General features: G+C 47.5%; 27 protein-coding genes and 1 pseudogene. 9 read left to right on the top strand and 19 right to left on the bottom strand.

The window, feature by feature from the left end:
• The 4 genes from mutS to PQI28_RS00085 are packed head-to-tail and all read right to left on the bottom strand — an operon-like array spanning position 1 to position 5,008.
• Complete coding sequence (gene mutS / locus PQI28_RS00070) at positions 1–2,529, bottom strand: DNA mismatch repair protein MutS (RefSeq protein WP_224860802.1); 2,529 nt, start codon at positions 2,527–2,529, stop codon at positions 1–3.
• Positions 2,530–2,582: 53 nt separating this feature from the next.
• Positions 2,583–3,014, bottom strand: a complete 432-nt coding sequence (locus PQI28_RS00075; RefSeq protein ID WP_012726155.1) for a RicAFT regulatory complex protein RicA family protein — start codon at positions 3,012–3,014, stop codon at positions 2,583–2,585.
• A 58-nt stretch (positions 3,015–3,072) separates the two neighbouring features.
• Positions 3,073–3,531, bottom strand: a complete 459-nt coding sequence (locus PQI28_RS00080; protein WP_337873746.1) for a GNAT family N-acetyltransferase — start codon at positions 3,529–3,531, stop codon at positions 3,073–3,075.
• Between the two features lie 10 nt (positions 3,532–3,541).
• The gene (locus PQI28_RS00085) at positions 3,542–5,008 is read right to left on the bottom strand and encodes a phytoene desaturase family protein (protein WP_339962296.1); all 1,467 of its coding nucleotides are present in this window, start codon (positions 5,006–5,008) and stop codon (positions 3,542–3,544) included.
• Positions 5,009–5,146: 138 nt separating this feature from the next.
• Between PQI28_RS00085 and PQI28_RS00090 the strand changes: the two genes are divergently transcribed.
• From PQI28_RS00090 to PQI28_RS00120, 7 genes are all read left to right on the top strand, one after another.
• Positions 5,147–5,647: a hypothetical protein gene (locus PQI28_RS00090; protein WP_339962297.1), complete on the top strand. Its 501-nt coding sequence runs from the start codon at positions 5,147–5,149 to the stop codon at positions 5,645–5,647.
• Between the two features lies 1 nt (position 5,648).
• Positions 5,649–6,110: an NUDIX hydrolase gene (locus tag PQI28_RS00095; RefSeq protein WP_251124884.1), complete on the top strand. Its 462-nt coding sequence runs from the start codon at positions 5,649–5,651 to the stop codon at positions 6,108–6,110.
• Positions 6,107–6,628: a DNA topology modulation protein gene (locus tag PQI28_RS00100; RefSeq protein ID WP_339962298.1), complete on the top strand. Its 522-nt coding sequence runs from the start codon at positions 6,107–6,109 to the stop codon at positions 6,626–6,628. Before PQI28_RS00095 ends, PQI28_RS00100 begins: the two co-directional genes overlap by 4 nt.
• The gene (locus PQI28_RS00105) at positions 6,625–6,975 is read left to right on the top strand and encodes a VOC family protein (protein ID WP_214757079.1); all 351 of its coding nucleotides are present in this window, start codon (positions 6,625–6,627) and stop codon (positions 6,973–6,975) included. The genes PQI28_RS00100 and PQI28_RS00105 overlap by 4 nt, the downstream gene beginning before the upstream one ends.
• A gap of 160 nt (positions 6,976–7,135) precedes the next feature.
• On the top strand, positions 7,136–7,645 hold the full coding sequence (locus PQI28_RS00110; protein ID WP_339962299.1) for an AAA family ATPase: 510 nt from the start codon (positions 7,136–7,138) through the stop codon (positions 7,643–7,645).
• Between the two features lie 123 nt (positions 7,646–7,768).
• A complete protein-coding gene (locus PQI28_RS00115; protein ID WP_214775349.1) occupies positions 7,769–8,536 on the top strand; it encodes a transporter substrate-binding domain-containing protein in 768 nt (255 codons plus the stop codon).
• Complete coding sequence (locus PQI28_RS00120) at positions 8,533–9,546, top strand: pyridoxal phosphate-dependent aminotransferase (RefSeq protein WP_339962300.1); 1,014 nt, start codon at positions 8,533–8,535, stop codon at positions 9,544–9,546. Before PQI28_RS00115 ends, PQI28_RS00120 begins: the two co-directional genes overlap by 4 nt.
• Before the next feature lie 22 nt (positions 9,547–9,568).
• Here PQI28_RS00120 and PQI28_RS00125 read toward each other — a convergent pair whose 3' ends face one another.
• Positions 9,569–10,123 (bottom strand): maltose acetyltransferase domain-containing protein, encoded by a 555-nt coding sequence (locus PQI28_RS00125; protein WP_445236737.1) that lies wholly within the window; start codon positions 10,121–10,123, stop codon positions 9,569–9,571.
• A gap of 85 nt (positions 10,124–10,208) precedes the next feature.
• Here PQI28_RS00125 and PQI28_RS00130 point away from each other — a divergent pair, with 85 nt between their 5' ends.
• Positions 10,209–11,132 (top strand): DUF7916 family protein, encoded by a 924-nt coding sequence (locus PQI28_RS00130; RefSeq protein ID WP_339962301.1) that lies wholly within the window; start codon positions 10,209–10,211, stop codon positions 11,130–11,132.
• Positions 11,133–11,169: 37 nt separating this feature from the next.
• On the opposite strand, the pseudogene hisIE reads toward PQI28_RS00130, so the two are convergent.
• From hisIE to PQI28_RS00175, 9 genes and pseudogenes are all read right to left on the bottom strand, one after another.
• A pseudogene (gene hisIE / locus PQI28_RS00135) lies at positions 11,170–11,807 on the bottom strand (bifunctional phosphoribosyl-AMP cyclohydrolase/phosphoribosyl-ATP diphosphatase HisIE).
• The gene (gene hisF, locus PQI28_RS00140) at positions 11,756–12,523 is read right to left on the bottom strand and encodes an imidazole glycerol phosphate synthase subunit HisF (protein WP_214692002.1); all 768 of its coding nucleotides are present in this window, start codon (positions 12,521–12,523) and stop codon (positions 11,756–11,758) included. Before hisF ends, hisIE begins: the two are co-directional and overlap by 52 nt.
• A complete protein-coding gene (gene hisA, locus PQI28_RS00145; protein WP_214745297.1) occupies positions 12,516–13,229 on the bottom strand; it encodes a 1-(5-phosphoribosyl)-5-[(5-phosphoribosylamino)methylideneamino]imidazole-4-carboxamide isomerase in 714 nt (237 codons plus the stop codon). The genes hisF and hisA overlap by 8 nt, the downstream gene beginning before the upstream one ends.
• Positions 13,207–13,794, bottom strand: a complete 588-nt coding sequence (gene hisH, locus PQI28_RS00150) for an imidazole glycerol phosphate synthase subunit HisH (RefSeq protein ID WP_339962302.1) — start codon at positions 13,792–13,794, stop codon at positions 13,207–13,209. The genes hisA and hisH overlap by 23 nt, the downstream gene beginning before the upstream one ends.
• On the bottom strand, positions 13,791–14,378 hold the full coding sequence (gene hisB / locus PQI28_RS00155) for an imidazoleglycerol-phosphate dehydratase HisB (protein WP_214783567.1): 588 nt from the start codon (positions 14,376–14,378) through the stop codon (positions 13,791–13,793). The genes hisH and hisB overlap by 4 nt, the downstream gene beginning before the upstream one ends.
• Positions 14,365–15,381, bottom strand: a complete 1,017-nt coding sequence (locus PQI28_RS00160) for a pyridoxal phosphate-dependent aminotransferase (protein WP_339962303.1) — start codon at positions 15,379–15,381, stop codon at positions 14,365–14,367. Before PQI28_RS00160 ends, hisB begins: the two co-directional genes overlap by 14 nt.
• Positions 15,378–16,595 (bottom strand): histidinol dehydrogenase, encoded by a 1,218-nt coding sequence (gene hisD / locus PQI28_RS00165; protein WP_339962304.1) that lies wholly within the window; start codon positions 16,593–16,595, stop codon positions 15,378–15,380. The genes PQI28_RS00160 and hisD overlap by 4 nt, the downstream gene beginning before the upstream one ends.
• On the bottom strand, positions 16,592–17,200 hold the full coding sequence (gene hisG, locus PQI28_RS00170) for an ATP phosphoribosyltransferase (RefSeq protein ID WP_214691980.1): 609 nt from the start codon (positions 17,198–17,200) through the stop codon (positions 16,592–16,594). The genes hisD and hisG overlap by 4 nt, the downstream gene beginning before the upstream one ends.
• Positions 17,197–18,120: an ATP phosphoribosyltransferase regulatory subunit gene (locus PQI28_RS00175; protein ID WP_339962305.1), complete on the bottom strand. Its 924-nt coding sequence runs from the start codon at positions 18,118–18,120 to the stop codon at positions 17,197–17,199. The genes hisG and PQI28_RS00175 overlap by 4 nt, the downstream gene beginning before the upstream one ends.
• A 110-nt stretch (positions 18,121–18,230) precedes the next feature.
• Here PQI28_RS00175 and hisJ point away from each other — a divergent pair, with 110 nt between their 5' ends.
• Positions 18,231–19,049 (top strand): histidinol-phosphatase HisJ, encoded by an 819-nt coding sequence (gene hisJ / locus PQI28_RS00180; RefSeq protein WP_339962306.1) that lies wholly within the window; start codon positions 18,231–18,233, stop codon positions 19,047–19,049.
• Between the two features lie 151 nt (positions 19,050–19,200).
• On the opposite strand, the gene PQI28_RS00185 is transcribed toward hisJ, so the two are convergent.
• The 5 genes from PQI28_RS00185 to PQI28_RS00205 form a co-directional block, all read right to left on the bottom strand.
• Entirely contained in the window at positions 19,201–19,551 is a 351-nt protein-coding gene (locus tag PQI28_RS00185) for a hypothetical protein (protein WP_074034584.1), read from the bottom strand.
• A 200-nt stretch (positions 19,552–19,751) separates the two neighbouring features.
• Positions 19,752–20,327, bottom strand: a complete 576-nt coding sequence (locus PQI28_RS00190) for a deoxycytidylate deaminase (protein ID WP_337873735.1) — start codon at positions 20,325–20,327, stop codon at positions 19,752–19,754.
• A gap of 51 nt (positions 20,328–20,378) precedes the next feature.
• Positions 20,379–21,608 carry a toxic anion resistance protein gene (locus tag PQI28_RS00195; RefSeq protein WP_074034586.1) on the bottom strand — a complete coding sequence of 410 codons (1,230 nt, stop codon included), beginning with the start codon at positions 21,606–21,608 and terminating at the stop codon, positions 20,379–20,381.
• A complete protein-coding gene (locus tag PQI28_RS00200; protein WP_214691961.1) occupies positions 21,592–22,314 on the bottom strand; it encodes a 5-bromo-4-chloroindolyl phosphate hydrolysis family protein in 723 nt (240 codons plus the stop codon). The genes PQI28_RS00195 and PQI28_RS00200 overlap by 17 nt, the downstream gene beginning before the upstream one ends.
• Positions 22,315–22,511: 197 nt before the next feature.
• Positions 22,512–23,864 (bottom strand): sodium-dependent transporter, encoded by a 1,353-nt coding sequence (locus PQI28_RS00205; RefSeq protein ID WP_224860773.1) that lies wholly within the window; start codon positions 23,862–23,864, stop codon positions 22,512–22,514.
• Between the last annotated feature and the right edge of the window lie 16 nt (positions 23,865–23,880).

Genomic DNA, 23,880 nt, shown 5'->3' on the forward strand with positions numbered 1-23,880 from the left:
TCACCCTTTCTTTGCGGTCTGTTGCAGTTCGTAGAGCGCCTGCATCGCTTCGATTGGATTCATTGCCAATAGATCGAGTTTGAGCAGCTGTTCTCGAACAGCGTCATTCGACTCGAACAATGACAACTGACTGACTTCTTCCACTTGAGGTGGAGCGGTTTGCTCGTTCAAAGCAGGTTTCGTTGCTTCGGATTCGAGTTCTGACAGAATCGTCCGTGCCCGGTCAATCAATGAATCTGGGAGTTCGGCCAATTCCGCCACGTGAATCCCATACGATTTATCCGCACGTCCTGGATGCACTTCATGGAGGAAGACGACACGCCCATCCCGCTCAATCGCCCGAACATGAACATTCTCAAGTGTCGGAATCGAATCCTCGAGCACCGTCAGTTCATGATAGTGCGTCGAGAAGAGTGTCTTCGCTCCGATTGTTGAGGCAATATACTCGACAATTGCCTGTGCAAGTGCCATCCCATCATACGTTGACGTCCCTCGACCAATCTCATCCAATAGAATCAGACTATTGCTCGTCGCCTCTGTGACGGCTTGTCGCGTCTCGGTCATCTCGACCATGAACGTCGACTGTCCGCTCACCAAATCGTCCGCCGCACCGATCCGTGTAAAGATGCGGTCAAAGAGCGGGAGTTCTGCTGCTTCTGCCGGGACGAATGAACCGATTTGATGAAGGATCGCAATCAACGCAAACTGACGCATATACGTCGATTTACCGGACATGTTCGGTCCGGTGATGAGTAACATTTGACGTGTGTCGTCAAGTGTCAAGTCATTAGCGACATACTCACCTCGCGGCAAGACCGTCTCAATGACAGGGTGACGGCCGCGTTCGATTTGTACGTGCGATGTAGTTTTCGGGCGTACATATTCTCGTCTTTCCGCTACAACGGCAAGGGCGAGGAGCACATCCAACTCACTGAGTGAACGGGCCAATTGCTGAAGAGCCTTCGTGTACGTCTTCACTTCTTCTCGAAGTGCGACAAACAAGTCATATTCGAGCGTACAGCTCTTCTCTTCCGCTCCTAAGATGAGGGCTTCCTTCTCTTTTAGCTCAGGCGTAATGTATCGTTCCGCATTCGTCAATGTCTGTTTCCGCTCATAACGCCCTTCTTCGAGCAGTTTCGCATTCGCCTTCGTCACTTCCAAGTAGTAGCCGAATACGCGGTTATAACCGACTTTCAACGACTTGATGCCGGTTGCGATACGTTCCTGTTGTTCGAGGTTGGCAATCCACGATTTCCCGTTCGCTTTCGCTTCTAGCAGTTCATCGAGCTCTTCTGAATACCCGTGACGAATCATCCCACCTTCTTTCGTCGAGATCGGAGGTGAGTCGACGAGGGCAGTCCGGAGCTGTTCACTCAACGTCTCGAACGAGTCGAGATTCTGTTCGATTTGCTGCAAACGATCCGCTTTCACTGTTTGTAAGAGTGACCGGACAGAAGGCATCCGCTCGAGCGTGTCGCGAAGTTGGACGAGATCTCGCGCATTCGCTGTCCCGTACCCAACTTTCGCGACAAGGCGTTCGATGTCATAGACTCGCTTCAACTCTTCCTGTAGTTGATCGCGCAACATGAAGTCGTCCACTAAGTTCTCCACGGCGTCCTGTCGCTCTTTGATGCCTTGTTCGGTATAAAGCGGTTGTTCGAGCCAGCGTTTCAACAAACGACCGCCCATCGCCGTCGTCGTCTCATCAAGTAGTGAAAGGAGTGACCCTTTCCGTTCTCCCGAACGAGCGGAACGAAACAGTTCAAGGTTTCTGGCCGTATTGGCGTCGAGCTGCATATGCTGTTCGACCTCATAGGCGACAGCCGGTTGCAAGTGATCGAGCGAACGCTTCTGTGTTTTCGTGAGATAGGCGAACAGCAACTCAAATGCCGAGCGCTGCGCCTCGTCTTTCGCACCTTGTGCGAGTGGACTCTCCCGCTTGTCCACTTGAATCGAGAGAGGAATGCCGGTCTGTTTTAACAAGTCAGCGAGTCGTTCATCCTCAACGATGACCTCGTTCGGAAGCAATCCTTCGATTTCTCGTAAGACGGCTTCTTCTGACGAGAGCGTCGTCAACCACGATTCCCCCGTCGTCACGTCACCTCTAGCAATCCCAAAACGTCCCGCGACGTCCGAGATGGCGACGAGATAACGGTTCTCTTTTTCGCTGAGTGATGCCATGTATGTACCTGGCGTGATCACTTGAATGACTTCTCGCTTCACAAGTCCTTTTGTCGCTTTCGGATCTTCTGTCTGTTCGCAGATGGCGACGTTGAATCCTTTTTCGATCAGTTGTTCGATGTAGATTGCCGCCGAATGATGTGGGACACCACACATCGGAATTGGATGCTCGGCCTGCTTCCCATTTTTAGAAGTGAGCGTGAGCTCTAACTCTTTCGCGACAATTTGTGCATCTTCAAAAAACAACTCGTAAAAGTCACCGAGTCGATAGAATAAAAAGGCGTCCGGATAGTCTGCCTTGATTGAGAAATATTGTTTCATCATTGGTGTCTGATGGACTTCTTGCATGTTGATTCACCTCTAGAAAGTACAACAGCTGACCATCGGCCAGCTGTGTCGTTTTAGTATCCGCAGCCGCCGCGTGCTTGTTCAGCCGCCATGCCGCTCCCTGTCTTCCCTGCAAGGACGTCTCCGTCCGTCGATTCGATGATGCGGTCCGTCACGGAGTTCGCGAGCGTGACCGTCACGTATTGAAGCAAATCGTTCACTTCGACTTGTGTCTCCTGGAATGCTTGAACGACCGGGATTGAATCGAGTTCTTCCATCGCTTTATCGATCTTCTGTTCGACTTTCGCAAGTGCTTCCGTCTTGCCGTAATGCTTACAGTTTACGGCTTCTTTTTGTAAGAACTTGATTCGTTTAATCAACGTCTGTACGCGGTCACTTCCGTTCACTTTCGCTTCCGCTTCTTTGAAACGCGCCACTTCTGGTGTTTGTGCTAATACGTCTGCCAATTCTCTTGCTTTTGCAATTACTTGTTGATCGGTCACCATTGTAAACCCCTTTATGTCTATGATGTAATCGTGCTCAAAGGCACGTGAATGTTCTTTCTCATTCTAACATGAACGATTCGGAAACGGTACTAGCGGGATTCGTTGATTCTCGTAACATATCGACGTGTGGAATACGATCTTCTTGATACACATCACTTGTCCGTTTGAAGCCAAACGAGGCATAAAAAGGTTCCACATATGTCTGAGCTTGCAGATATAATGTCTCATGACCAAAATCCTTAATTGCAGCTTCCATCAGCTTACGAGAATGACCTTTCCCTCGATGCGTCGCTTTCGTGACGACACGTCCGATGGCGACTGGAGAGGCTTCCGTCAAAACACGAAGGGCAGAGACAATCTCTCCATCTTCTTCGATCCAATAATGGATGGCTTGTTCATCTTTTCCATCGATTTCTTGATACGGACAGTTCTGTTCGACGACGAAAATCTCAGTCCGTAGCGCCAGTAAGCGATACAATTCCAATGTTGTCAGTTCATCAAATGTTTTTTTCTTCATCAATATCCCCCTAATCAATCGTCACCCCGAGTGCTCGGGCAACATGTAACCCGCTCGTCATTGCGCCAATCGTCCCCGCCCCTGGAAATACGGTATCCCCGCATACATAAAAGTTCGGCAAGTCTGTGCGATAACTCGCGGCACGGAACAACGCCTGGCTTGGCGTCTGGGCATACCCCCCGACTGCCCCATGCGGTCGCTTCGTATACTTCACCCATGCACCTGGTCCACCAGGAAGGAGAAGTGACGATTCACGGTCCCAATCGGGAAATCCAGTCGCGACGACGTCGACGAGACGATTGGTCCAATCTTGTTCTAGTTTCTCATATGCCGCCCGGTCTTTCCAATGTTGCCATTCTGATAAATCGATATGCGTGGATACCGTAATGGTCCGTTCCGGTTTTTCTGTGCGCAACACGTCATCCGGCGCCGACATGGATATGAACGCATGCCCACTCGGTAATCGCTCGTGATAGATTTGTTGAAATAGTGGTTGCTGTTGACAGACATCCTCAGGCAAGACGAGGTAGAGACTGAACGTGCCCCATTGCGACTGCTTCAACTGTCTTCGATATTGTCGTTTGAAGCGTCGTTGTTCCTGTCCTTTAAGAAGTTCGCTCGTCCGCTCAATCGGGATGGCGGAAACAATCACATCGACTAGTTCAAGTCGTCCTCTTCGATCGGTGATGAGCCATCCATCCGTCACTCGTTCGATGGACTGGACGTCTCTCCCTAATTTCGTCTCGCCACCAAACGTTCGGACGGCGCGCTCTAACGCATGAGCCAATTGATATAGCCCACCTTCCACATAGTACGCTCCTTCGTGATAGACCGACAGCGCCACTGCACCGAGTAAATGACTCGCTTCTTTCGCACCGGTCTGCAAACTATCGAGCAGGACTCCATCGATAAATCGCTCGAACATCGTACCGTTCAATCCATGACGAGCCAACGTGTCACCGAGTGGCCGCTGGAGTTTCAGGAGCGTGGTAAGTTGTTTCGGTCGGAACCCCTTCATTGCGTATACCATATCCGATGTCGTGCGAAACGGAAGTGCAGGTAACTGCTGAAACAACGGACGAATCTTCTCAAAGTCACCCCACACTTCACGATAAAACGCATGGATTGCCTCGTGGTTCTCTGGGAACGCATGACTGAGCTCATCAAGCAGACGTTCTCGGTCGCGATAGTAAGTGAGGGTGACGCCAGGCAGATGAATGTCCATCACCTCGTCCAGTAACGTCACCTTGACCGATTCTCCTAATGTTTCAAGAACCCGCTGATGGACCCCTCCTCGTTCGAACCCCATACCGAGTGTTGCGCCTGCAGGAAACAAATAGTCACCCCGTTGAAACTTGCCGGCACACCCGCCCCATTCACGCGATGCTTCAAAGACGATGACATCATGCCCTTTTTGTTGCGCGAGCGCAGCTGCCGTCAAGCCCGCGACACCTCCACCTATGACCCCGATTTTCATGTACATCCCTCCTATCTGTATCATACCTGCTCCTTTAAAAAATTGAAGAAATGAATCGGTTTTTGAGATTCCAGCGTTCTTTTGAAGGGAACTGATTCTCTTATGCAGAAATAGTTTACAGTCTGAAAAGGTAAGGTGATGAAAATGCGTAGTCGTGTCATGGTTTATTTATTGATTCCTATCCTCATCTTTATTGGTATACTGATTACCCCACCTTCCGAGGAATCGCTCAAGCTCGCGACGATGACAGTCGTCAGCATCCAGGAGATGATTCCTTACGAAAAAGAGTATACGGTACAGAAAGTGCTAGAAGAGCGATCGGTGGACGACAAATCAGCCATCATCGAAGAATGGCGTCTCGAGCAAGGAGCGAGAACGTCTTATAGTTATGTGCTCAGACTGAGAGGATTTGACCATGTGACACAGATTGATGCAGGAGCGGCCAACACGAGATCGGACGGCTATTACGCGATGCAGGCGCATAGCCCTATTTTTGAGACGGACAAGCCCGTGTCCACGAACTATCCGATTGTCGTGTTCAGTTCGGAACAACGTCTCGTCATCGGACAGATGGATGTCCGGGTCATTTACGAAGAGGACGGTCAATTGAAGAAATGGATTGTATTGGAGGATGAATAAGTTGAAAAATTATATACATTCGATGAGAGAGCTCATCGGTAACCGTCCTTTCATTATGGTCGGTGCTGCAGTAGCTGTACAAAATGATAATCAAGAATTTTTATTTCAACTAAGGAAAGATACAAAGGAATGGGGACTTCCTGGAGGGGCGATGGAACCCGGAGAAACAATTGAACAAACAGCACAAAGAGAATTGTATGAAGAAACGGGTCTCTCTTCCAACCAATTAACTCTAATCTCAGTTTTCTCTGGACCTGATTTTTTCTTTGAATATCCAAATGGCGATCAAGTACATAATGTTACCCATTTATTCATCACTGACACAGTGACGGGCACGTTATGTTTAAACGATGATGAAGGAATAGATTTAAAATATTTTTCACTACAAAATCTACCAGAAAACATGGATGCACGGGCAAAGTTAATCTTATCGAGTCCATCAATGAAAGAAGTGACTATATGAAACGCATCATGATCATCGGTTCTGGTGGTGCGGGGAAATCCACACTCGCCCGTCAACTCGGTGAAGGATTACATCTCGATGTCTATCATTTGGACGCCCTCATGTGGAGACCGGGATGGGTGATGGCGCCAAGAGAGGAACGAATCGATATTCAACAACGACTCGTGAAAAAAGATGAATGGGTCATCGATGGAAACTTCGGGAATACGCTTGATTTACGACTGCAGGCAGCGGACACTGTCATTTTAATCGATCTTCCACGCATCGTCTGTATATACCGTGTCCTTAAACGAGTCGTCCGATATCGTGGTACGACGCGACCGGACATGGGCGCATCCTGTGAGGAAAAACTCGATTTCGCATTCCTCAAGTGGGTTTGGAATTTTCCTGACGTTCAAAAACCGGAGATGGTCAAACGAATCAAACAATATTCTCACGAGAAACAGATCATCGTCTTAAAATCTCGGAAAGATGTTGCAAAATTCATTCATCAATTGAAAAGGCATAAATTTCCATGAACCCTATCCTTCACAAAATCGGCACCATCTTTATTCCGGTGAGTGATATTCAAAAAGCGCGTGACTGGTATTGTGATTTATTCGATCTTTCAACAAAAGGAGAAATCTTATTCGACCATTTATATGTCATTCCATTAGAGGGTACCAACCTCGTTTTAGATAGCAACATCTACTCAAAAGATAACATCATCCAGACACCACTGTTTCACTTAAATACACACGATATTCATCAAGCTTATTCTTATATGACTCAACACGACATTGAGGTCATTACACCCATTGAGCACGAACATTGGTTCAATTTCAAAGATCTTGACGGGAACGTCATCATGGTATGCAAATGCTAACATCGGATCAAACCTTCAACTAACCCTATCAGGTTATTCAGGTCGATTGTATCGAAGACTATCTTAAGGAAATGAGCCTTTTTAACAAGTAAATCAAGTTGTATGAGTAATAAGATTTGCTCCTACTTAGATGTGAGGTGATCATCTGTTTTTTCTTCAAATGTCTGGAACACCTGGATCAGGAAAATCCACATTGGCTAAACGAATCATCCAACACGTACATGCGGTCGTCATCGATCATGATGTTTCAAAGACCGCCCTACTCCATACGCTTCCTGATGGCAACTTCTCGGATGGAGAAATCGGGAAGATGGCTTATGATGTCGATTGGTCCCTCGTCGAGTATCACTTATCACTTGGACAAAACGTCATTCTCGACAGTCCTTGTCTCTATGATGAAATACTCGATAAAGGGATAGCGATTTCCACCAAGTACGGAGCGACTTACCGTTATATCGAGTGTCGTCATGAAAATTACGAAGAAATTAACACACGACTTCGAAACCGTGTCAGACGGCCGAGTCAAATGGATCAAGTTTCGTATGAGAATTGGTCTAAGATGAATGAACGCTGCAAACGGCCTACTAACCATCCTTACTTACAAACCTATACGATGGACAATCGAGAAATTCCAATCGAGCAAATCATGTCTTATCTGTTGAAAAACTAATAAGAGAACGCTTTCAGATAGAAAGTGCTTCTCTTTTTAATAATTTCGTATATTTATGCTTTACAATTAATAATCATACATATACACTTAGTCTCATCTACAACAGGGAGGCATTATACACATATGAAAAAATGGTTATTAGCAGGATCACTTATGATGAGCGCAGTATTACTCGGTGCATGTAGTCAAGAGACAGAAGGTGAAGCGACAGAACAAAAAACGCTCGTCATGGGGACGAGCGCCGATTACTTCCCATATGAATTTGTCGATACGGCAAACGGGGATGCGATTGTCGGATTTGATATTGAAATCGCGGAGACAATCACAGAACGTCTCGGTTACGAATTGAAGATTGAAGATATGGACTTCGGTAGCTTACTCGGAGCCCTCAATAGCGGGCGTGTCGACTTCGTCATGGCCGGGATGACGCCAACAGAAGAGCGTAAAGAGAATGCCGATTTCTCAGACATCTATCTATCCGCGACAAACTTGATCATGACTAAAGACGAGTCCCTTCAGGCAATCGAAGATTTGTCTGGTAAGAAAATCGGTGTCCAAACGGCTTCGATTCAAGAAAATATCGCTAAAGAACAAGCACCTGACGCTGAACTCGTATCGTTGAACAAGATCCCTGAAATCGTTCAAGAGTTGAACACAGGTCGAATCGATGCAATGGTCATCGAAGACACGGTCGCACAAAAATATTTAGACCAAGATGACAGCTTCTATACATTCGCTTTGAAAGAAGATGGCGAAAAAGGATCAGCTGCTGCCTTCAAATTAGATGATGAGTTACGCGACCAGTTCAACGAAGAATTGAACAAAATGATGGAGTCTGGCGAAATCGATGAATTGGTGAAAAAATGGTTCTCGATGGAGCCAACTGAATGAGACAAGTCGAGCTACCGATCTATCCCGTCGTATATCCGACGGGACATCGGTTAAACCAAAATGAAAGTCAATTCCCGTTACCTGACCGCATCAAGAATCAGCTTGATTCGTTGACGTATAATGATTTACACGAATATCCGGTAGAACCGATCAATGAATTGTTCGAACGCTACGCTGCGTACGTTGGCGTCACACCCGAGCAATTACTCGTCGGTTGTGGGAGTGATGAGATGATTCATGTCGTGACGCAAGCATTGCTCACACCACATGACATCGTCTTGTCTCCGGCACCTGACTTTTCGATGTATCCCATTTTCACGACCATCGCACACGGTCATCATGTTCAAGCCGTTGATTTATCGTATGAGGCAATTGTAGAGGCAATCGAAACGCATCATCCGAAGCTTCTTCTTCTCTCGAATCCGAACAATCCAACCGGGAAGCTGTGGACCGTAGAAGAGTTGACGCATCTCGCCTCACTCGTGCCATATATCGTGGTGGATGAGGCCTATATGGACTTCTCACCAGATGCGAGCATGATTCCTTTCATTGCGAACCATCCGAATCTCATCGTGCTTCGCACGATGTCAAAAGCGTTTGGATTGGCAAACGTACGAATCGGATTCATGGTGACAAACAACGAACTCGCACACTATTTCCGTCAATTCATCCCACCGTTCAACATTAGCGGGGTGAGTGCAAAGATTTGTAACATCTTCTTAAAAGATGTGACTTATCTTCAAGAAACAATCGAATGGCATGACGAGATGCGTCAAAAGTGGGCATCCGCATTTAATTCAATTGGTCATGTCCTACCTGCCTCGACAAACTTTTTGTACATCGAACTCGAGCAACCTGAAGCGGTATGGACGCATTTGACTGCATTGAACGTACACACGTCGAAACAACCGACGGGCATTCGAGTGACCATCGGTGACGAAGCGGCACTTCAGCTTGCACATACAGCAATCCAGCAATTCATAGAAACCAGTCACGTAAAAAACTCCTGAACCTCGTGTTCAGGAGTTTTTCTCAGTCAATCGTTTTGATCACGCGCGCCGGGTTTCCTCCCACGACCGTCCGTGGTGGCACATCTTTTGTGACGACTGCACCAGATGCGATGACTGCCTCATCACCAATCGTCACACCCGGATTGATGATGGCCCCTCCACCAATCCACACCCGGTTCCCGATTGTCACAGGTTTTCCGAACTCATACCCAGAGATGCGCTCAATCGGGTCGATCGGGTGTGTTGCCGTGTAAATATGTACCCCCGGCGCAAGCATACAGTCATCCCCGAAAGTGATCGGACAGATGTCAAGGAAGACACAGTCAAAGTTCGCATAGAATCGTTCACCTAAGTGAATATTATACCCGTAATCACATTTGAAATTCGGTTCGATGTAATACGACTCTTTCGTCGAACCGAGTAACTCACTAAGAATTTCTTTCCGCTCAGTCAAATCATCAATCCCGGAACGATTGAATCGCTCGGTCAATCGCCGAGCATGCTTCCGGTCTGCGACGAGCGTCTCATCACCAGCTAAATATAATTCACCACGAATCATCTTCTCTTTTTCCGTCATCATGATCCCTCCTTACACTCAGTATAGAGGATTTTCAAATCATTTAGGGAATAGAGACAAGGATGAGCAGAAGGAGGAAGATGTGATGAAACGTATTTTAGAGTGTCGGGCAAGTGATTTTATCACGTTTAATCGTCACGACTTAGTCGAATCGATTCGAAAAGCAGAAGGACGAACGGTCATGGCCGAGGTCATCCCGACGGTGCAACCGCTTTACCCAGAAGTCACGAATGCAGAACTCGCGCGAGCGTTCGGCGCCGACTTGATTTTATTGAACATGTTAGATGTGTTCCATCCTTACATTAAAGGACTTGAAAGTCACGCGCTGTTCGGCGACATGCCAGGTGAGGAGATGAGTGACCATCCGATTTTGGAACTAAAGCGATTGATTGGATTGCCGATTGGAGTCAATTTAGAGCCTGTCGACTTTTCAGAGAAATCGTCTGAAATGAATGAAGTGAAACGAGGTAGACTCGCTTCAGTCGAAGCGTTCCAAAAAGCGTCTGAACTCGGGATCGATTTTGTTTGTCTGACAGGTAACCCGAATACCGGGGTCACGAATGAAGCAATCGAACAAGCCATCATCCGGGGACGTCGTGAATTCGCTGGCGCTATCATTGCCGGGAAGATGCATCAGGCCGGTGTCGGCAGCGTATTAGATCGCGACGCATACATCCGCTTCGTTGAAGCAGGGGCAGACATCATTCTTCTACCGGCTCCAGGAACCGTTCCGGGTGTCCGTGAAGAGGCATTCCACGAACTCGTACAAGAACTGCAAGCACTCGGAGCACTCACGTTAGCCGCGATTGGGACATCTCAAGAAGGGGCCGATGTGGCGACTGTTCGCGAGATCGCACTCTCTTCAAAGCGCGGGGGCGCAGATATCGTTCATATCGGTGACGCCGGATTGTCTGGGATTGCCGTACCAGAGAACATTCAGGCACTTTCAATTTCCATTCGCGGGCGACGTCATACATACATTCGCATGGCTGCCTCGGTCAATCGTTGACACAAAAAAGGAAGGAGGCGCGCTCCTTCCTTTTGCTTTACCATTCCGTGACGTCTCGACGAGGCTTCGCCGGCGTCGTCGTGCCGTGACGTTTGGCAAGTAACGCTTCCACATCTTCAAAGCGCACACCTTTAGCTGCCAATAAGACGAGCAGGTGATACAGAAGGTCGGCCGATTCTTCGACCAAATCTTCGTCCGTCATTGCGGCAATCACGACCTCGAACGATTCTTCACCGAACTTCTTCGCAATTTTTTCAACGCCTTGTTCAAACAAATACGTCGTATATGAACCTTCTTTTGGTTCATTTTTTCTGGACTCGATCAATTGCTCCAATTCATGAATCATACGTTCACCTCCGTAAAGAAACAGCTTCGATTACCGGTATGACACGTCGGACCGTTCGCATGGACACGAACGAGAAGCGCATCCTGGTCACAGTCGACGTGGATACTGACGACGTCAAGTGTGTTGCCGCTCGTCTCTCCTTTCATCCATAGCCTACCTTTTGAACGAGACCAGAACGTCACGACCCGCTCACGTAGCGTTTGACGGATAGCCTCATCGTTCATATATCCGAGCATGAGAACGGCCCCGTCTTCTTCTGAGACGATGATGGCGGGAATCAATCCATTTTCGTCGAAACGAACCGCATCGGCAAGTTGTGACTCGTGCATACGTGCTTCACCTCTTCTACTGTCGTTTTTCGGTCATGTAAGATGGAGGCAAGTAGTGCGGCATCGACCTTCTCGAGCGCTTCGACTACGTGCTCGGCATTCCCCGCCCCACCTGAGGCGATAATCGGAATGTCGACGACTTCGCGAAGTTGTTCTAAAATCGCAAGGTCATATCCGCTTTGCTTTCCGTCTTGGTTCATGGACGTGACAAGAAGTTCACCCGCCCCGAGTGCGGCCACTTGTTTCGCCCATTCGACCGCTAACAGTTCTGTCTTCTGTTTACCGCCATATGTGTACACATAGTATTCCCCGTCTTCAAATTTCACGTCGATCGCAACGACGATACATTGTGACCCGAAACGATCGGCCGCTTCTCGAATGAGACTTGGGGATTCGACAGCGAGCGTGTTCAACGATACTTTATCTGCTCCTGCTTTTAATAATGACGAGATGTCATCAAGTGAACGAATCCCTCCACCGACCGTCAACGGGATGAATACTTTCCGTGCCACTGCACTGACGACATCTAGCATCGTCTGGCGGCGTTCCGTACTTGCCGTGATGTCGAGAAAGACGAGTTCATCGGCTCCGGACTCATCATAATACTTCGCGATTTCGACCGGGTCACCGATGTCTCGTAGTTGAACGAATTCAATCCCTTTGACGACACGGCCTTCCTTCACATCGAGACATGGAATAATTCTGCGTTTAAGCATAACGCGCCTCCCATTCAATCAGTTCATCGATACTTACTTTACCGGACAGAAGTGCTTTCCCGACGACGGCCTCATCAATCTTAGCCATCTTTAGTTCCTTCACGTCCTCTTCGGTCGTCACACCCCCTGAGGCAATGAGTGTGACGTTGACGATTTGGCGTAGCGCCTTCATGCGCGCGACGTTCGGTCCATTCAGTTTCCCGTCGGACCCGATGTCCGTATACAGAATCGTCTCGATTCCACGTTTGACGAGGTCTTGAGCGACCGAGATGTCATCGAGCTTTGTCGCTTCCTGCCATCCATTGATGGCGACCTTTCCGTCATAAGCATCGAGTGCCACAGCAACTCGTTTGCCATACTTTTCAATCGCCTTGTCTAAAAAGTCAGGATCCGTAAATGCCTTCGTCCCTAAAAGGACGCGGTCCGCTCCTGTTTCCATGACCGCATCGAGTGAGGCTTCTGAACGAATCCCACCACCCGTCTGTACGAGAAAGCCAAGAGACTTCGCATAACGGACGACATCTAAGTGACGCGGTTCGCCTGCCTTAGCCCCTTCTAAGTCGATCAAGTGAATCATCGGCACTTTTCCTTGCCACGCTTTTAATAATTCATACGGGTCACCGTATTGTTCTTCCGTCGAAAAATCGCCTTCCGTCAAACGGACGATCTTGCCTCCAATTAAATCAATGGCGGGTAGTAATTTCACGCTCGACCGCCTCCTTCCATTCTTGAAGTAAACTGAGACCGAACGCCCCACTTTTTTCCGGGTGAAACTGCATGCCTGTGACGAGTCCTTTTTGAACAATCGCGGGAACACGCTCTCCCATATATTCCGCTTCCGCCACGATATTGGCATCGTCCGTCACGGCGTGATAAGAGTGTACAAAATAGACGTCCTCATCGCGAAGAATCGAGTTCCATCCAACGTGTGGAAGACGCTTCGCGCGCATCCGCTCAACCATGCCCGGAATCAACCCGAGACCTTTTGTCGGCATGCCTTCCGTGCTCGAATCAAACAGGAGCTGCATCCCAAGACAGATCCCTAAAAACGGCTTTTCCGTCGCCATCTTTTGTAATAGCGGGATGAGCCCCGTCTGTTCGAGTGATTGCATCGCTTGCGGGAAGGCACCGACCCCAGGAAGTAAAATGGCGTCCGCTTCTTCAATTTGGCTTGCATCATTCGTAATCACGACGTAGCAACCGATGGCCTGCAACGCACGTTCGACGTTGAATACGTTACCCATTCCATAATCGATGACCGCTACTTTCATCCTTCAATCCATCCTTTCGTAGAAGGGAGACGATCCGTCCCATCGCTCGAGACCGCCTCAGCAAGTGCTCGTCCGAACGCTTTGAACAACCCTTCAATCATGTGGTGTGAGTTCGATCCATACAGGACCGCAAGGTGAAGCGTGAGTCGACCGTTCATGGCAACCGCTCGGAAGAATTCCTCAGCGAGCTCGGTATCAAAATCCCCAAGCTTCGGATTGCGGATATCAGCTTGATAGACAAGGAAGGGACGTCCTGACACATCGACGACCGCTCGCGCTAACGTCTCGTCCATCGGCATATAACTCGTTCCATAGCGGCGAATCCCGACTTTGTCTCCGAGAGATTTGGCGATGAGTTGACCGAGCGCAATCCCCACATCTTCCACTGTATGGTGGGCATCGACCCATGTATCTCCTTCGACTTTCACCTCTAAGTCCATCTGACTGTGAAAGGCAAGTAACGTCAACATGTGGTCAAAAAAACCGACTCCTGTTTGGATGGTGCTTTCTCCTGTTCCATCTAGATTGACTCGAATCTCAATTTTTGTCTCTTTCGTCTCACGCTTTAGTTCAGCTGTTCTCAACAGAATTCACCTCTTCAATCGTTTGTCGGATATAGGCATACGCCTCATCTGTCCCTGCACTGACACGTAATCCATCCGGAAACGCACGTACATGGACGCCTTTTTCAAGGAAGCGGGATGCCCACCCTTCACTGTCATCGGTTTTGACATAGATAAAGTTGGCACGACTCGGTAAAATCTCACCGATCGGTCGTAACAACTCAGTTAATTTCTCACGTTGCGCCGTATGGAACTGAATCGACTCTTGGATATACGTCTCATCACGCAATACAACGTTGGCGACCGAGGCACTGAGTCCACTCACGTTGAACGGTGAACGGAATCGGTCGATCTGTTCGATGATTTCTTCTGACGCAATCATGAATCCAATTCGAAGGTTCGCAAGACCGAACGCTTTTGATAACGTCCGTAAAATGATGACGTTCGGATGCTCGTTCAAGCGAGATACAAATGAATCCTCGATCGTGAAATCGATATACGCCTCATCTACGACGAGATAAGGGACGCGTGTCGCAATGTCCGACAATTCTTCAAATGTCCACATCTTACCGGTCGGGTTATTCGGATTCGAAATCAGAACGAGCTTCGGTTCATTCGTTTGAATGAGTTCGGTTAGCGCATCGTAACTCAATCCATGCTTATCCGGTTGCATGAAGTGCCCTCTCGCAATCTGTGTGTATATGCCATACATCGAGAAGTCTGGAGCCGGTGCGACCACACGGTCTTCCGTATCTAAAATGGCCTGACTTAAGATGGCTAACAGCTCGTCGCTTCCACTTCCGACCATCAGTTGCGTCGTCTCGACTCCCGCATAGTTCGCATAACTCGCTTTTAAAGCAAGCAATTCTTCGACCGGATAACGGCTGAGCGCCTCGAGTGAAACGTTTCGAATAGCCCGTTCAAGCCGCTCTGGTAACGGATATTGACTTTCATTTTGATTGAGCGCGTATCCTGATACGGCATGGGGCACATATCGCGGGATGTTCTGATAATTTCGTCTCATACGTCCTCCATCCGAACAGCCATGGCACGGGCATGTCCTTCTAATTGTTCTTGTTTTGCGATTCGAATCGCAGCCTTTGTGATCGCCTCATCAAGCTCTGTCATCTCAAGGAACGTCTGACGGCGATAAAAGTCATCGACGGACAATCCGCTCGAGAATCGCGCCGTCCCACTTGTCGGAAGGACATGGTTCGGTCCAGCGATATAATCCCCGAACGCTTCCGCCGCCTCGTGACCGAGGAAGAACGACCCGCCGTGACGTATCGCACCCATCAACGTTTCAGGATTTTTGACGGCCAACTGGACGTGCTCCGCAGCCATCGTGTTCGCGTACTCGATGGCATCTTCTAGTGATCGAACGATGACTCCGCCACGTTTCAATGACTCCCTAGCGATCTCTTGTCGTGGTAAGAGCGAAAGTTGACGCTCAAGTTCTTGTTCGACTTCTTCACGAAGCGTTTCTGTCGTGACGAGTGCGATAGCCGTCGCTTCTACGTCATGTTCTGCTTGTGCGAGAAGATCCGCCGCGACCCACTTCGGATTTGCCGTTTCATCGGCAATGATCAACACTTCGGACGGTCCGGCTACAGAGTCGATGCCGACGATGTGCGAGACGAGCGCCTTCGCCGTCGCGACATACGCATTTCCGGGTCCTACAATTTTATCGACCGGACGAATCGTTTCCGTCCCATATGCGAGTGCGGCAACGGCTTGCGCGCCTCCGACTAGAAAACATTCATCTGCCCCTGCGATTTTTGCTGCAATCAAGAGGGAAATGTCAATCCCATCTGCTTTTGGTGGAGTGACCATGACGACTCGTTTGACACCGGCCACTTTCGCCGGAATGATATTCATCAGGACGCTCGACGGATAGACGGCTGTCCCACCTGGTACGTAGACACCGACCGAATCGAGCGGCATATAACGTCTACCGAGTCGGAACATCGTATCTTCGAACACATCATCTTGACGTACTTGATGCGCGTGGAAGGCGCGAATTCGTTCTGCCGCTAAGGTCAACGCTTCCGTCAGTTCAGCATACGCTGTCGGCGGGGTAAAGCGAGACAAATCGACAGACTCGATTTGGTCGACCCCATCGAATTGACGCGTCCATTCAAGGAGTGCTTCATCTCCGCGTGCCTCAACCGCTTCTACGATTGGTTTGACCGCTTCCGCCCAAGCTTCTCGCCGTGATCGATTCGTTTCTGTACTCATGCATTCTCCTCCTGACTCAGCTTTCGAATCCATGCCTTTAATTCGTCAGGCTGCTCTGCCAAAGCCGTTTCGCTCGTGATGAATTTTGCATTGATTGAAAAAATCGTTTCATATTCCTCTAAGTCATTCGCTGCTAACGTTGCACCTGTCTCGACGATGTCGACGATACAATCCGCTAGTCCTGTTAACGGAGCGAGCTCCACAGACCCATTCAACGCGATGACTTCTACGTTTTGTCGCTTTGACGCGAAGTGTGAGATGGCGATATTCGGATATTTACTCGCCACTTTTAATTTCTTTGTGCCATTACGTCGAACTTTCGGACCACATACGGCCATCCGACAGCGTCCAAACGGTAAGTCGACGACTTCAAGTACACCTGGCGTTTTCTCTCGTAAAATATCTCCACCAACAATTCCGACATCAGCCGCTCCGTGCATCACATATTTATAGACGTCGTCCCCTTTGACGAAAATAAATTCATGATCTCCTGCTTTTACTGTGAGTTCACGTCCCCGCTTCTCTGGCCAAACGGGTAAATCACGTTCGACAAAAAATTGACGAGCTGCTTTTTCAATTCGTCCTTTCGCAACCGCTACCTTCATTTGATCACCTCATCTAACTGTTCTAAATCGAGTGACATGCCGAACGCTCGTCTTGAGTGTCCGAAATGACCATATAGGGAATCGTATCGTCCCCCTGAAAGGACACGCTTTCCTTCTACACTTCCCGTCACGGTCAAACCTGAATAGTAATCGAAATCTCCCGTTTGACCGAAATCGTACGATACGTCTAGACCGATTGCACGCAAGTGTTGTACGGCCTCATCGACTTCATCGATGGCATCGTTTAAAGACTCTGGTGACTCAGCCCGTAATTCTTCGAGCGCTGAATTCCCAATTAAAAACGGTAGCTTTGCAATCAATGGATAGCGATACGTCTCTGCTAACTCACGTAACGACTCTAAATTTCGAAGTGCTAAGATTTTTCGGAATGTCCGTTCTTGAATGCCTGTCTCTTTCGCGATGAGCGAGATGACAGCCGCTGATCCGATTTTAATTGTCAAACGTTCAGTCGGCAGGACTCCTTCCGTCATATCGAGAAATGATTCGATAAGATGACTGTCCTTCTCTTCCCCGTCGACCCACTCAAGTCCGAGCTGTTGCCGTTCATGTGGTTGACCGGAATGTTTGACCGTCCGACGGTAGACAGCTCCGGCGTACGCGACACGCATCGGTTCATGACCGTCTGCTAACTTTCTTGCGATTTGCAATGTATAGTCAGGGCGCATGACGAGGAGTTCCCCGTCATTCCCGAATAAACGATAATAGGCCGACTCGTCAAAGAGCGCCAAATTTTGATAGTGTGAATAGTATTCGAGTAACGGCGGGTCGATGACGGCATAACCGCTCGCCTCTGCCTTTTCTAAAAATGACAGCATCCACCGTTTTGGTCGAATGACGTCTCCTGATTGTAGTTCATACCATCCTTCTGGAATTGAACCTTTCGAATTTGACCAAATCATGATAACCACCCTTTATCTTATTATCACTTTACCAAACTAAAGTAGTGTGTTAAATTTATCAAACAGAGAAACACCTGTCAACCAATTGAACTGAAAAGGACGTGTAACAGATGTTTAACTTTACCCATGATGGTCATGTGCATACCCCATATTGTCCACACGGTACAAAAGACCCGATTGAACACTATATTCAAGTCGGGATTGAAAAAAACCTGCAAACGATGACGTTCACAGAACACGCACCGTTCCCACAGGCATTTATCGACCCGGTACCGAATCAAGACTCCGCGATGTCGATCGACCTCCTTCCTGACTACCTTAATACGTTGCATCAGATGAAACGACAGTATCAAGAGGTCATTGACATTAAAGTCGGGCTAGAAGTCGACTTGTTGCCACATCTAGAAGAAGAGACGATTGCTTTGTTAAAACCATATGCTCCTCTACTTGATGAAGTCATCTTGTCCCAACACTTTTTATTAATAGATGGTGTATATATGCCAGTAGATTATTCTGCTGAAACGTTTGACGACCTCGTTCAAGCGCTCGGTTCATTCGAAAACGCGATGAAAGCTTATTATGACTCGATTGAACGTAGTCTCAGCTTTCCATGGGAAACGATTCAAGTCACTCGGATTGGACACATCGACTTACCGATCAAATATCAAAAAAATTATGACTGGGATCGTTCAGCAGTCAGACAAGAGGAAGAACGTCTCTTGCGAGCGATTGCCGATCGAGGATTCGGCCTCGATTTTAATACCGCAGGACTTAGAAAACCTGATTGTGGTGAGCCATACGTCGCCGGACTCGCCAAAGATGCGAGCCAATTGAACATCCCTTTCACGTTAGGATCAGATGCTCACCTCGCTAAAGATGTAGCCGCTGGTTTCGACATCATTGCACAAAAAAAAGCCACGTTCCTATGAACGTGGCTTTTTGACAGCGATCTAGCTATCTAGATCCCCATGCTTATGGTTGACAACGATATGGCGTTCCATTTCTTCATCTGTAAATATCATACCATAACGAAGAATAGATGCAACAAAAAATTGGGTGAAATGGTTCACCCAATTAAAATCACATCGCTGCGTATAAAGTTTTCAAGTCGTTTGTCGCTGCCTCATCCATTTGGAGGGCTACAAGTTCAACATATTGAAGGGCAGGATCTTGATCTTTTGATAAAGCAACGATTTCAGCGGCTGCCTTATCAAGTGCTAACAAAATGCCTGACACCCCGAGTGTCGGATAGTAACGAAGAAGTGCACGGACATGCTTAATCTCAGAAACTTCATTTCCATTGATGGTCAACGATTTGACTGCCAATTCCTGATGCATGCCAATCGCAAATTTATCTTCCCATACTTCTTCAAGCGTGATTAACGCTTCTACTTCATATGCACCATCTGTAAAGCGAACGTGTTTTTCCATGAACAAATTCCCCTCTCCTGAATCTACTTTTATTATATAAGAGATTTTAGAGAGTATATTGTGAAATATTGAACATTATGTGTAAAGTTTGTCTCACTTCATTTTGAACAACAAAAAAGGCCCCTCCGAAGAGGGGCGAATAATGGAAGAGTAAAACACCATTGGCAGTACATTAATAATATATCATCTAATGAAAACGTTTACAATGTATTTTTGTACATTTTTTCAAGTGGCATATGTAACACTTCAATCCCACTCTCACGCATTAATTCTAAACCGTCACCATGCTCATATCCGACCGCATAGACGACGCGGGCGACGCGCGCTGCAATCAGAGCAAGAGAGCAGGCATGACACGGTGAATGAGTAACGTAGGCTGTCGCACCGAACGCATTCGTCGAATCAGCAGCCAATTTTCCGATCGCATTGATTTCGGCATGAATCTCATGTTGCTTCGACCAGTGATGATGATCATACGGGTCCGTACATTTGATATATGTCACATCATCCCGGATGAGCCGGGCGGGCTCATTGATCATATCGAGATCCGATGATGCAACGTAGTCGGCATGCTTATAGAAGCCGTCTTCTTGCTTGATATAAATCTCATTACAGTTCGTATGACCAGAAGGTGTACCATTTAGACCAATTGAAATTGGTTTTTCATCTTTGACGATGACACAGGCAACACTTTTCGATGCACATTTCGAATGTCGTTCTGCCATCATATCGGCGAACAATAACCACGTCTCGTCCCACAATCGTTGTTTCTCCATGTAAGCCCCTCCTCGTAGAAAAGGAAAGTCTGATTGCTCAGACTTCCCTTCTTAATATCCTGTATCTTTTGGCAGTTCTTTATTTTTTGAGGCAATCTCAATGACTTTTTCTTTGAGCTCATGCTCCATCCGGTCGAGTTCACGTTCAGCGTCACGACGCTTTTGTTTACCTTCTTGTTGAATGCGTAATGTTTCATCGAGTGTCGAGAGTAAATTCTCGTGGGCGACTTTAAGGGATTCCACAGAGACAATCCCTTTTTCATTTTCTTGAGCGATTTCAATCGAAGAGTCTTTGAGCATCTTCGAGTTCTGCTCAAGCAACTGATTGGTCGTCTTCGTCACGTCCTGTTGCATGCGAAGCGCCGTCTTCTGACGTGTCAAACTGAGCGCGAGAACGACTTGGTTCTTCCAAAGCGGGATTGTATTGACGACCGCTGACTCGATTTTCTCAGCGAGAATTTGGTTATTCTGTTGGATGACTCGGATTTGCGGCGCCATCTGCAGGCTGATGGTACGGCTCAATTTCAAATCATGTAACTTCTTCTCAAAACGATCTGCCAATTGAATCATATCGTTCAACTGTTGAAGTTTAGACTGATCTTTTGAAATTTCGACTTCTTGACGAAGTGGCGCGATTTCATGTTCACGTACATGATCAAGTTTCGTTTCACCCGCAGCGATATAGACGTTCAACTCTTCGAAATACCGCTTATTCTTATCATACATTTGATCGAGCATCGTGATATCTTTCATCAGACCGAACTTAGCACGATCGAGGTTATGGATGACCTCTTCCAAATAGACGTTCATTTTTTCGAATTGAAGCTTATAGTTTTCGGCTTTCTTCTTTGCACGACCGATGAGCGGGATGTTGTCCATAAAACTCTTTTTCTCCGGTTGAAGCATGTCCGGGTCCATCTTTCGGACGTTCTGCATTAAGTCAGACAAGAGTTTCCCCGCATCCCCGCCATCTTTCATTCGAACTTCCGTCAGAATTTGGTCAGAGAATTGTGAAAGTTCACGTTGAACGTTCGAGCCAAACAACATGACCGAATCTGTCTTTTTAATATCGATCGACTCCGCCAATCGTGTAATTCGCTCACGGTGCTCTTGAGGCACGTCTGGCTTGGCTTGGATGGCAGGTACTTCGTGAGGTTGTGAAACAGATGACCATTCCACAGATGGGTCGCTAAATCCCTCTGTTTCTGTTTTCGTTTTCGTATCAGATGTCAGCTCTTCTTCCGGCCATGACTGCCAGTTCGTTTCATTCGATGAAGTCATGTTTCTTTCTCCCTTCCGGCTGATCAGATAAGACTCGCTCCATCATGATCAGTTCGCGTTCGAAGTCTACGGCGTCATCTTCAAGAAGACGTCCGCGTTGTTCTTTAAATTTATCGACAATTAGTCGCATATTCGTGATTAATTGCTCTCGAGTCTCTTCTTGAATGACGACTCGTTTTCCTTCAAGTTCTTTAAATTTCAAGACGACCGAGACGAGGGAATCTAAGTAGAATGTGAACAAGTCTCGAACATGTTTTGCGTCTTGTGGATTTTCGAAAAGTTCTTCGAACAATTCGTGTGCTTCTTTGGAGACAGCTTTCATCTCACGCCTTACTTCCACATCTTTGATTTCAGGAAGGACGCGGTCAATCTGTTGTAGCTTCTCATATCCTTGTTCAATCGTCCGTTGCAAAAATTGAAGTTCTAAATCGTCCGTCGCCTCGAATTGACGCGCCGGGACGGGTTCCTCAATCGGCTTGAGGATTCTTGAACCTGAGAAAGGTTCGTCCTCATCGAGCAACAGTTTTTTCTTGGCACGCTTCGCGACCATTGTCGGTGTTCGTTGACGGTTTTTGCGCTTGTTCGTCGACCAGACTTCATTCAAGACGAGCGCCCCTACTATAATGAATAACCAGGAGAAATCGAATACGTTGATGGCAAAGTATATGACTGCCCCTGTCAGGGCCCATTTCATCCATGTTTTCATTCTTTTCACCTCATCTCATGTTACTTCTATTGTACATTACGAAACCTATCAAAAAAAGTTTCGTCATCCCTATCATTTTAGCATAATATAATTCGTTGTTCCCTCCGTCCACAGGTGTAAAAGCGAGTACCTATATCGACTTCTTTCCCGTTGTGCTATGAAAAAAACCGTAGACCTTTAAGCCTACGGTTTGTCTATTATGTTGTGACCCACGTTGATACCATAACAATGGCTACTGTCACAGGAATGACGTAGCGAATGAGCGCATGCCAGATCGGATAAAGCTTCTTACCCGGTTCTGACGTTTGAATCTCATCTTTCAAAATACGTTGATCGACGACGTATCCGACAAAGATCGATGTTAAGAGCGCCCCGACCGGCATCAAAATATAGCTGACGAGGTAATCCATCGTATCGAAGAACGTACGCCCATTCCAAATCTGTAAATCACTCAATAGTCCGAATGACAATGCAGATGGAACGCCTACGACGAACACGAGAATGGCTGCCGTTACGGTTACTTGCTTCTTCGTCCAAGTCGATTTCTTTTCGTTCAACCGATCTGTCACACCCGCGACAACAACTTCTAACATCGCGATTGACGACGTGATCGATGCGAACGCGAATAAGAGGAAGAACAACACCATAAAGAACCCGCCAAGTGGTACTTGGTTAAAGACAGCTGGTAATACGACGAACAGTAACGCCGGACCTTCAGCCGGATCAAGTCCTGAAGCGAAGACTGCCGGGAAAATAGCAAGTCCAGCTAAGAGTGAAACCGTGATGTTCAATAGAACAATCATGTTCGCAGAACGGTTCAACGTTCCTTTCGTCTTGATATAAGACGCATATGTCAACATCGCTGCTACCCCTAACGATAAGGAGAAGAAGGCTTGTCCTAGGGCAAATAGTACCGATTCACCCGTCAATGCAGAGAAGTCAGGTTGTAAGAAGAAGCGGACTCCTTCCATCGCTCCGTCAAGTGTCAATGAACGGACGACGAGTACGATGAAGCTGATGAACAAGAGCGGCATTAAGATTTTGCTCATCCGTTCAATCCCTGCTTCGACCCCGCGTAAGACAATCAATAACGTGATCAATAAGAATAAGAATTGTCCGAGCACCGCGATGCCAGGTGTTGACACGACATTTCCGAATACATCTCCGAACTCGTCAGCTGTACGCCCACTTAATGTCCCACTCAAACCGAGACCGATATAAATGAGGACCCATCCTCCAATAACACTATAGAAGGAAAGCAACAAGAAACATGCGATGACTCCTAAATAACCGATAATACTCCAACGACCATGCCCTAATTGTTTGAAGGCAAGAAGTGCCGTCTTTTGAGTTGAACGTCCAACGATGAATTCACCAATCAATAATGGCAGACCAAGTAATAATGTGAACGCCAAAAACATGAGTAAAAAGGCACCGCCCCCACTAGTTCCAGTGACATATGGAAATTTCCATATCGCACCTAAACCGATTGCCGACCCTGCGGCAGCTAGAATGAATCCAATTTTTGAGGCGAATGAGTTTTGCGCCATGATTACCCCTACTTCC

Origin of the sequence: Exiguobacterium sp. USCH10, assembly GCF_037619445.1 — a bacterium.
GTDB classification, from domain to species: domain Bacteria; phylum Bacillota; class Bacilli; order Exiguobacteriales; family Exiguobacteriaceae; genus Exiguobacterium; species Exiguobacterium aestuarii_A.

What these genes read in the sequence shown, in the direction of transcription:
- mutS (WP_224860802.1), bottom strand. Translation starts at nt 2,529, where the DNA reads ATGCAAGAAGTCCATCAGACACCAATGATGAAACAATATTTCTCAATC.
- PQI28_RS00075 (WP_012726155.1), bottom strand. Translation starts at nt 3,014, where the DNA reads ATGGTGACCGATCAACAAGTAATTGCAAAAGCAAGAGAATTGGCAGAC.
- PQI28_RS00080 (WP_337873746.1), bottom strand. Translation starts at nt 3,531, where the DNA reads ATGAAGAAAAAAACATTTGATGAACTGACAACATTGGAATTGTATCGC.
- PQI28_RS00085 (WP_339962296.1), bottom strand. Translation starts at nt 5,008, where the DNA reads ATGAAAATCGGGGTCATAGGTGGAGGTGTCGCGGGCTTGACGGCAGCT.
- PQI28_RS00090 (WP_339962297.1), top strand. Translation starts at nt 5,147, where the DNA reads ATGAAAATGCGTAGTCGTGTCATGGTTTATTTATTGATTCCTATCCTC.
- PQI28_RS00100 (WP_339962298.1), top strand. Translation starts at nt 6,107, where the DNA reads ATGAAACGCATCATGATCATCGGTTCTGGTGGTGCGGGGAAATCCACA.
- PQI28_RS00105 (WP_214757079.1), top strand. Translation starts at nt 6,625, where the DNA reads ATGAACCCTATCCTTCACAAAATCGGCACCATCTTTATTCCGGTGAGT.
- PQI28_RS00110 (WP_339962299.1), top strand. Translation starts at nt 7,136, where the DNA reads ATGTCTGGAACACCTGGATCAGGAAAATCCACATTGGCTAAACGAATC.
- PQI28_RS00115 (WP_214775349.1), top strand. Translation starts at nt 7,769, where the DNA reads ATGAAAAAATGGTTATTAGCAGGATCACTTATGATGAGCGCAGTATTA.
- PQI28_RS00120 (WP_339962300.1), top strand. Translation starts at nt 8,533, where the DNA reads ATGAGACAAGTCGAGCTACCGATCTATCCCGTCGTATATCCGACGGGA.
- PQI28_RS00125 (WP_445236737.1), bottom strand. Translation starts at nt 10,123, where the DNA reads ATGACGGAAAAAGAGAAGATGATTCGTGGTGAATTATATTTAGCTGGT.
- PQI28_RS00130 (WP_339962301.1), top strand. Translation starts at nt 10,209, where the DNA reads ATGAAACGTATTTTAGAGTGTCGGGCAAGTGATTTTATCACGTTTAAT.
- hisF (WP_214692002.1), bottom strand. Translation starts at nt 12,523, where the DNA reads ATGCTTAAACGCAGAATTATTCCATGTCTCGATGTGAAGGAAGGCCGT.
- hisH (WP_339962302.1), bottom strand. Translation starts at nt 13,794, where the DNA reads ATGAAAGTAGCGGTCATCGATTATGGAATGGGTAACGTATTCAACGTC.
- PQI28_RS00160 (WP_339962303.1), bottom strand. Translation starts at nt 15,381, where the DNA reads ATGAGACGAAATTATCAGAACATCCCGCGATATGTGCCCCATGCCGTA.
- hisD (WP_339962304.1), bottom strand. Translation starts at nt 16,595, where the DNA reads ATGAGTACAGAAACGAATCGATCACGGCGAGAAGCTTGGGCGGAAGCG.
- hisG (WP_214691980.1), bottom strand. Translation starts at nt 17,200, where the DNA reads ATGAAGGTAGCGGTTGCGAAAGGACGAATTGAAAAAGCAGCTCGTCAA.
- PQI28_RS00175 (WP_339962305.1), bottom strand. Translation starts at nt 18,120, where the DNA reads ATGATTTGGTCAAATTCGAAAGGTTCAATTCCAGAAGGATGGTATGAA.
- hisJ (WP_339962306.1), top strand. Translation starts at nt 18,231, where the DNA reads ATGTTTAACTTTACCCATGATGGTCATGTGCATACCCCATATTGTCCA.
- PQI28_RS00185 (WP_074034584.1), bottom strand. Translation starts at nt 19,551, where the DNA reads ATGGAAAAACACGTTCGCTTTACAGATGGTGCATATGAAGTAGAAGCG.
- PQI28_RS00190 (WP_337873735.1), bottom strand. Translation starts at nt 20,327, where the DNA reads ATGGAGAAACAACGATTGTGGGACGAGACGTGGTTATTGTTCGCCGAT.
- PQI28_RS00195 (WP_074034586.1), bottom strand. Translation starts at nt 21,608, where the DNA reads ATGACTTCATCGAATGAAACGAACTGGCAGTCATGGCCGGAAGAAGAG.
- PQI28_RS00200 (WP_214691961.1), bottom strand. Translation starts at nt 22,314, where the DNA reads ATGAAAACATGGATGAAATGGGCCCTGACAGGGGCAGTCATATACTTT.
- PQI28_RS00205 (WP_224860773.1), bottom strand. Translation starts at nt 23,864, where the DNA reads ATGGCGCAAAACTCATTCGCCTCAAAAATTGGATTCATTCTAGCTGCC.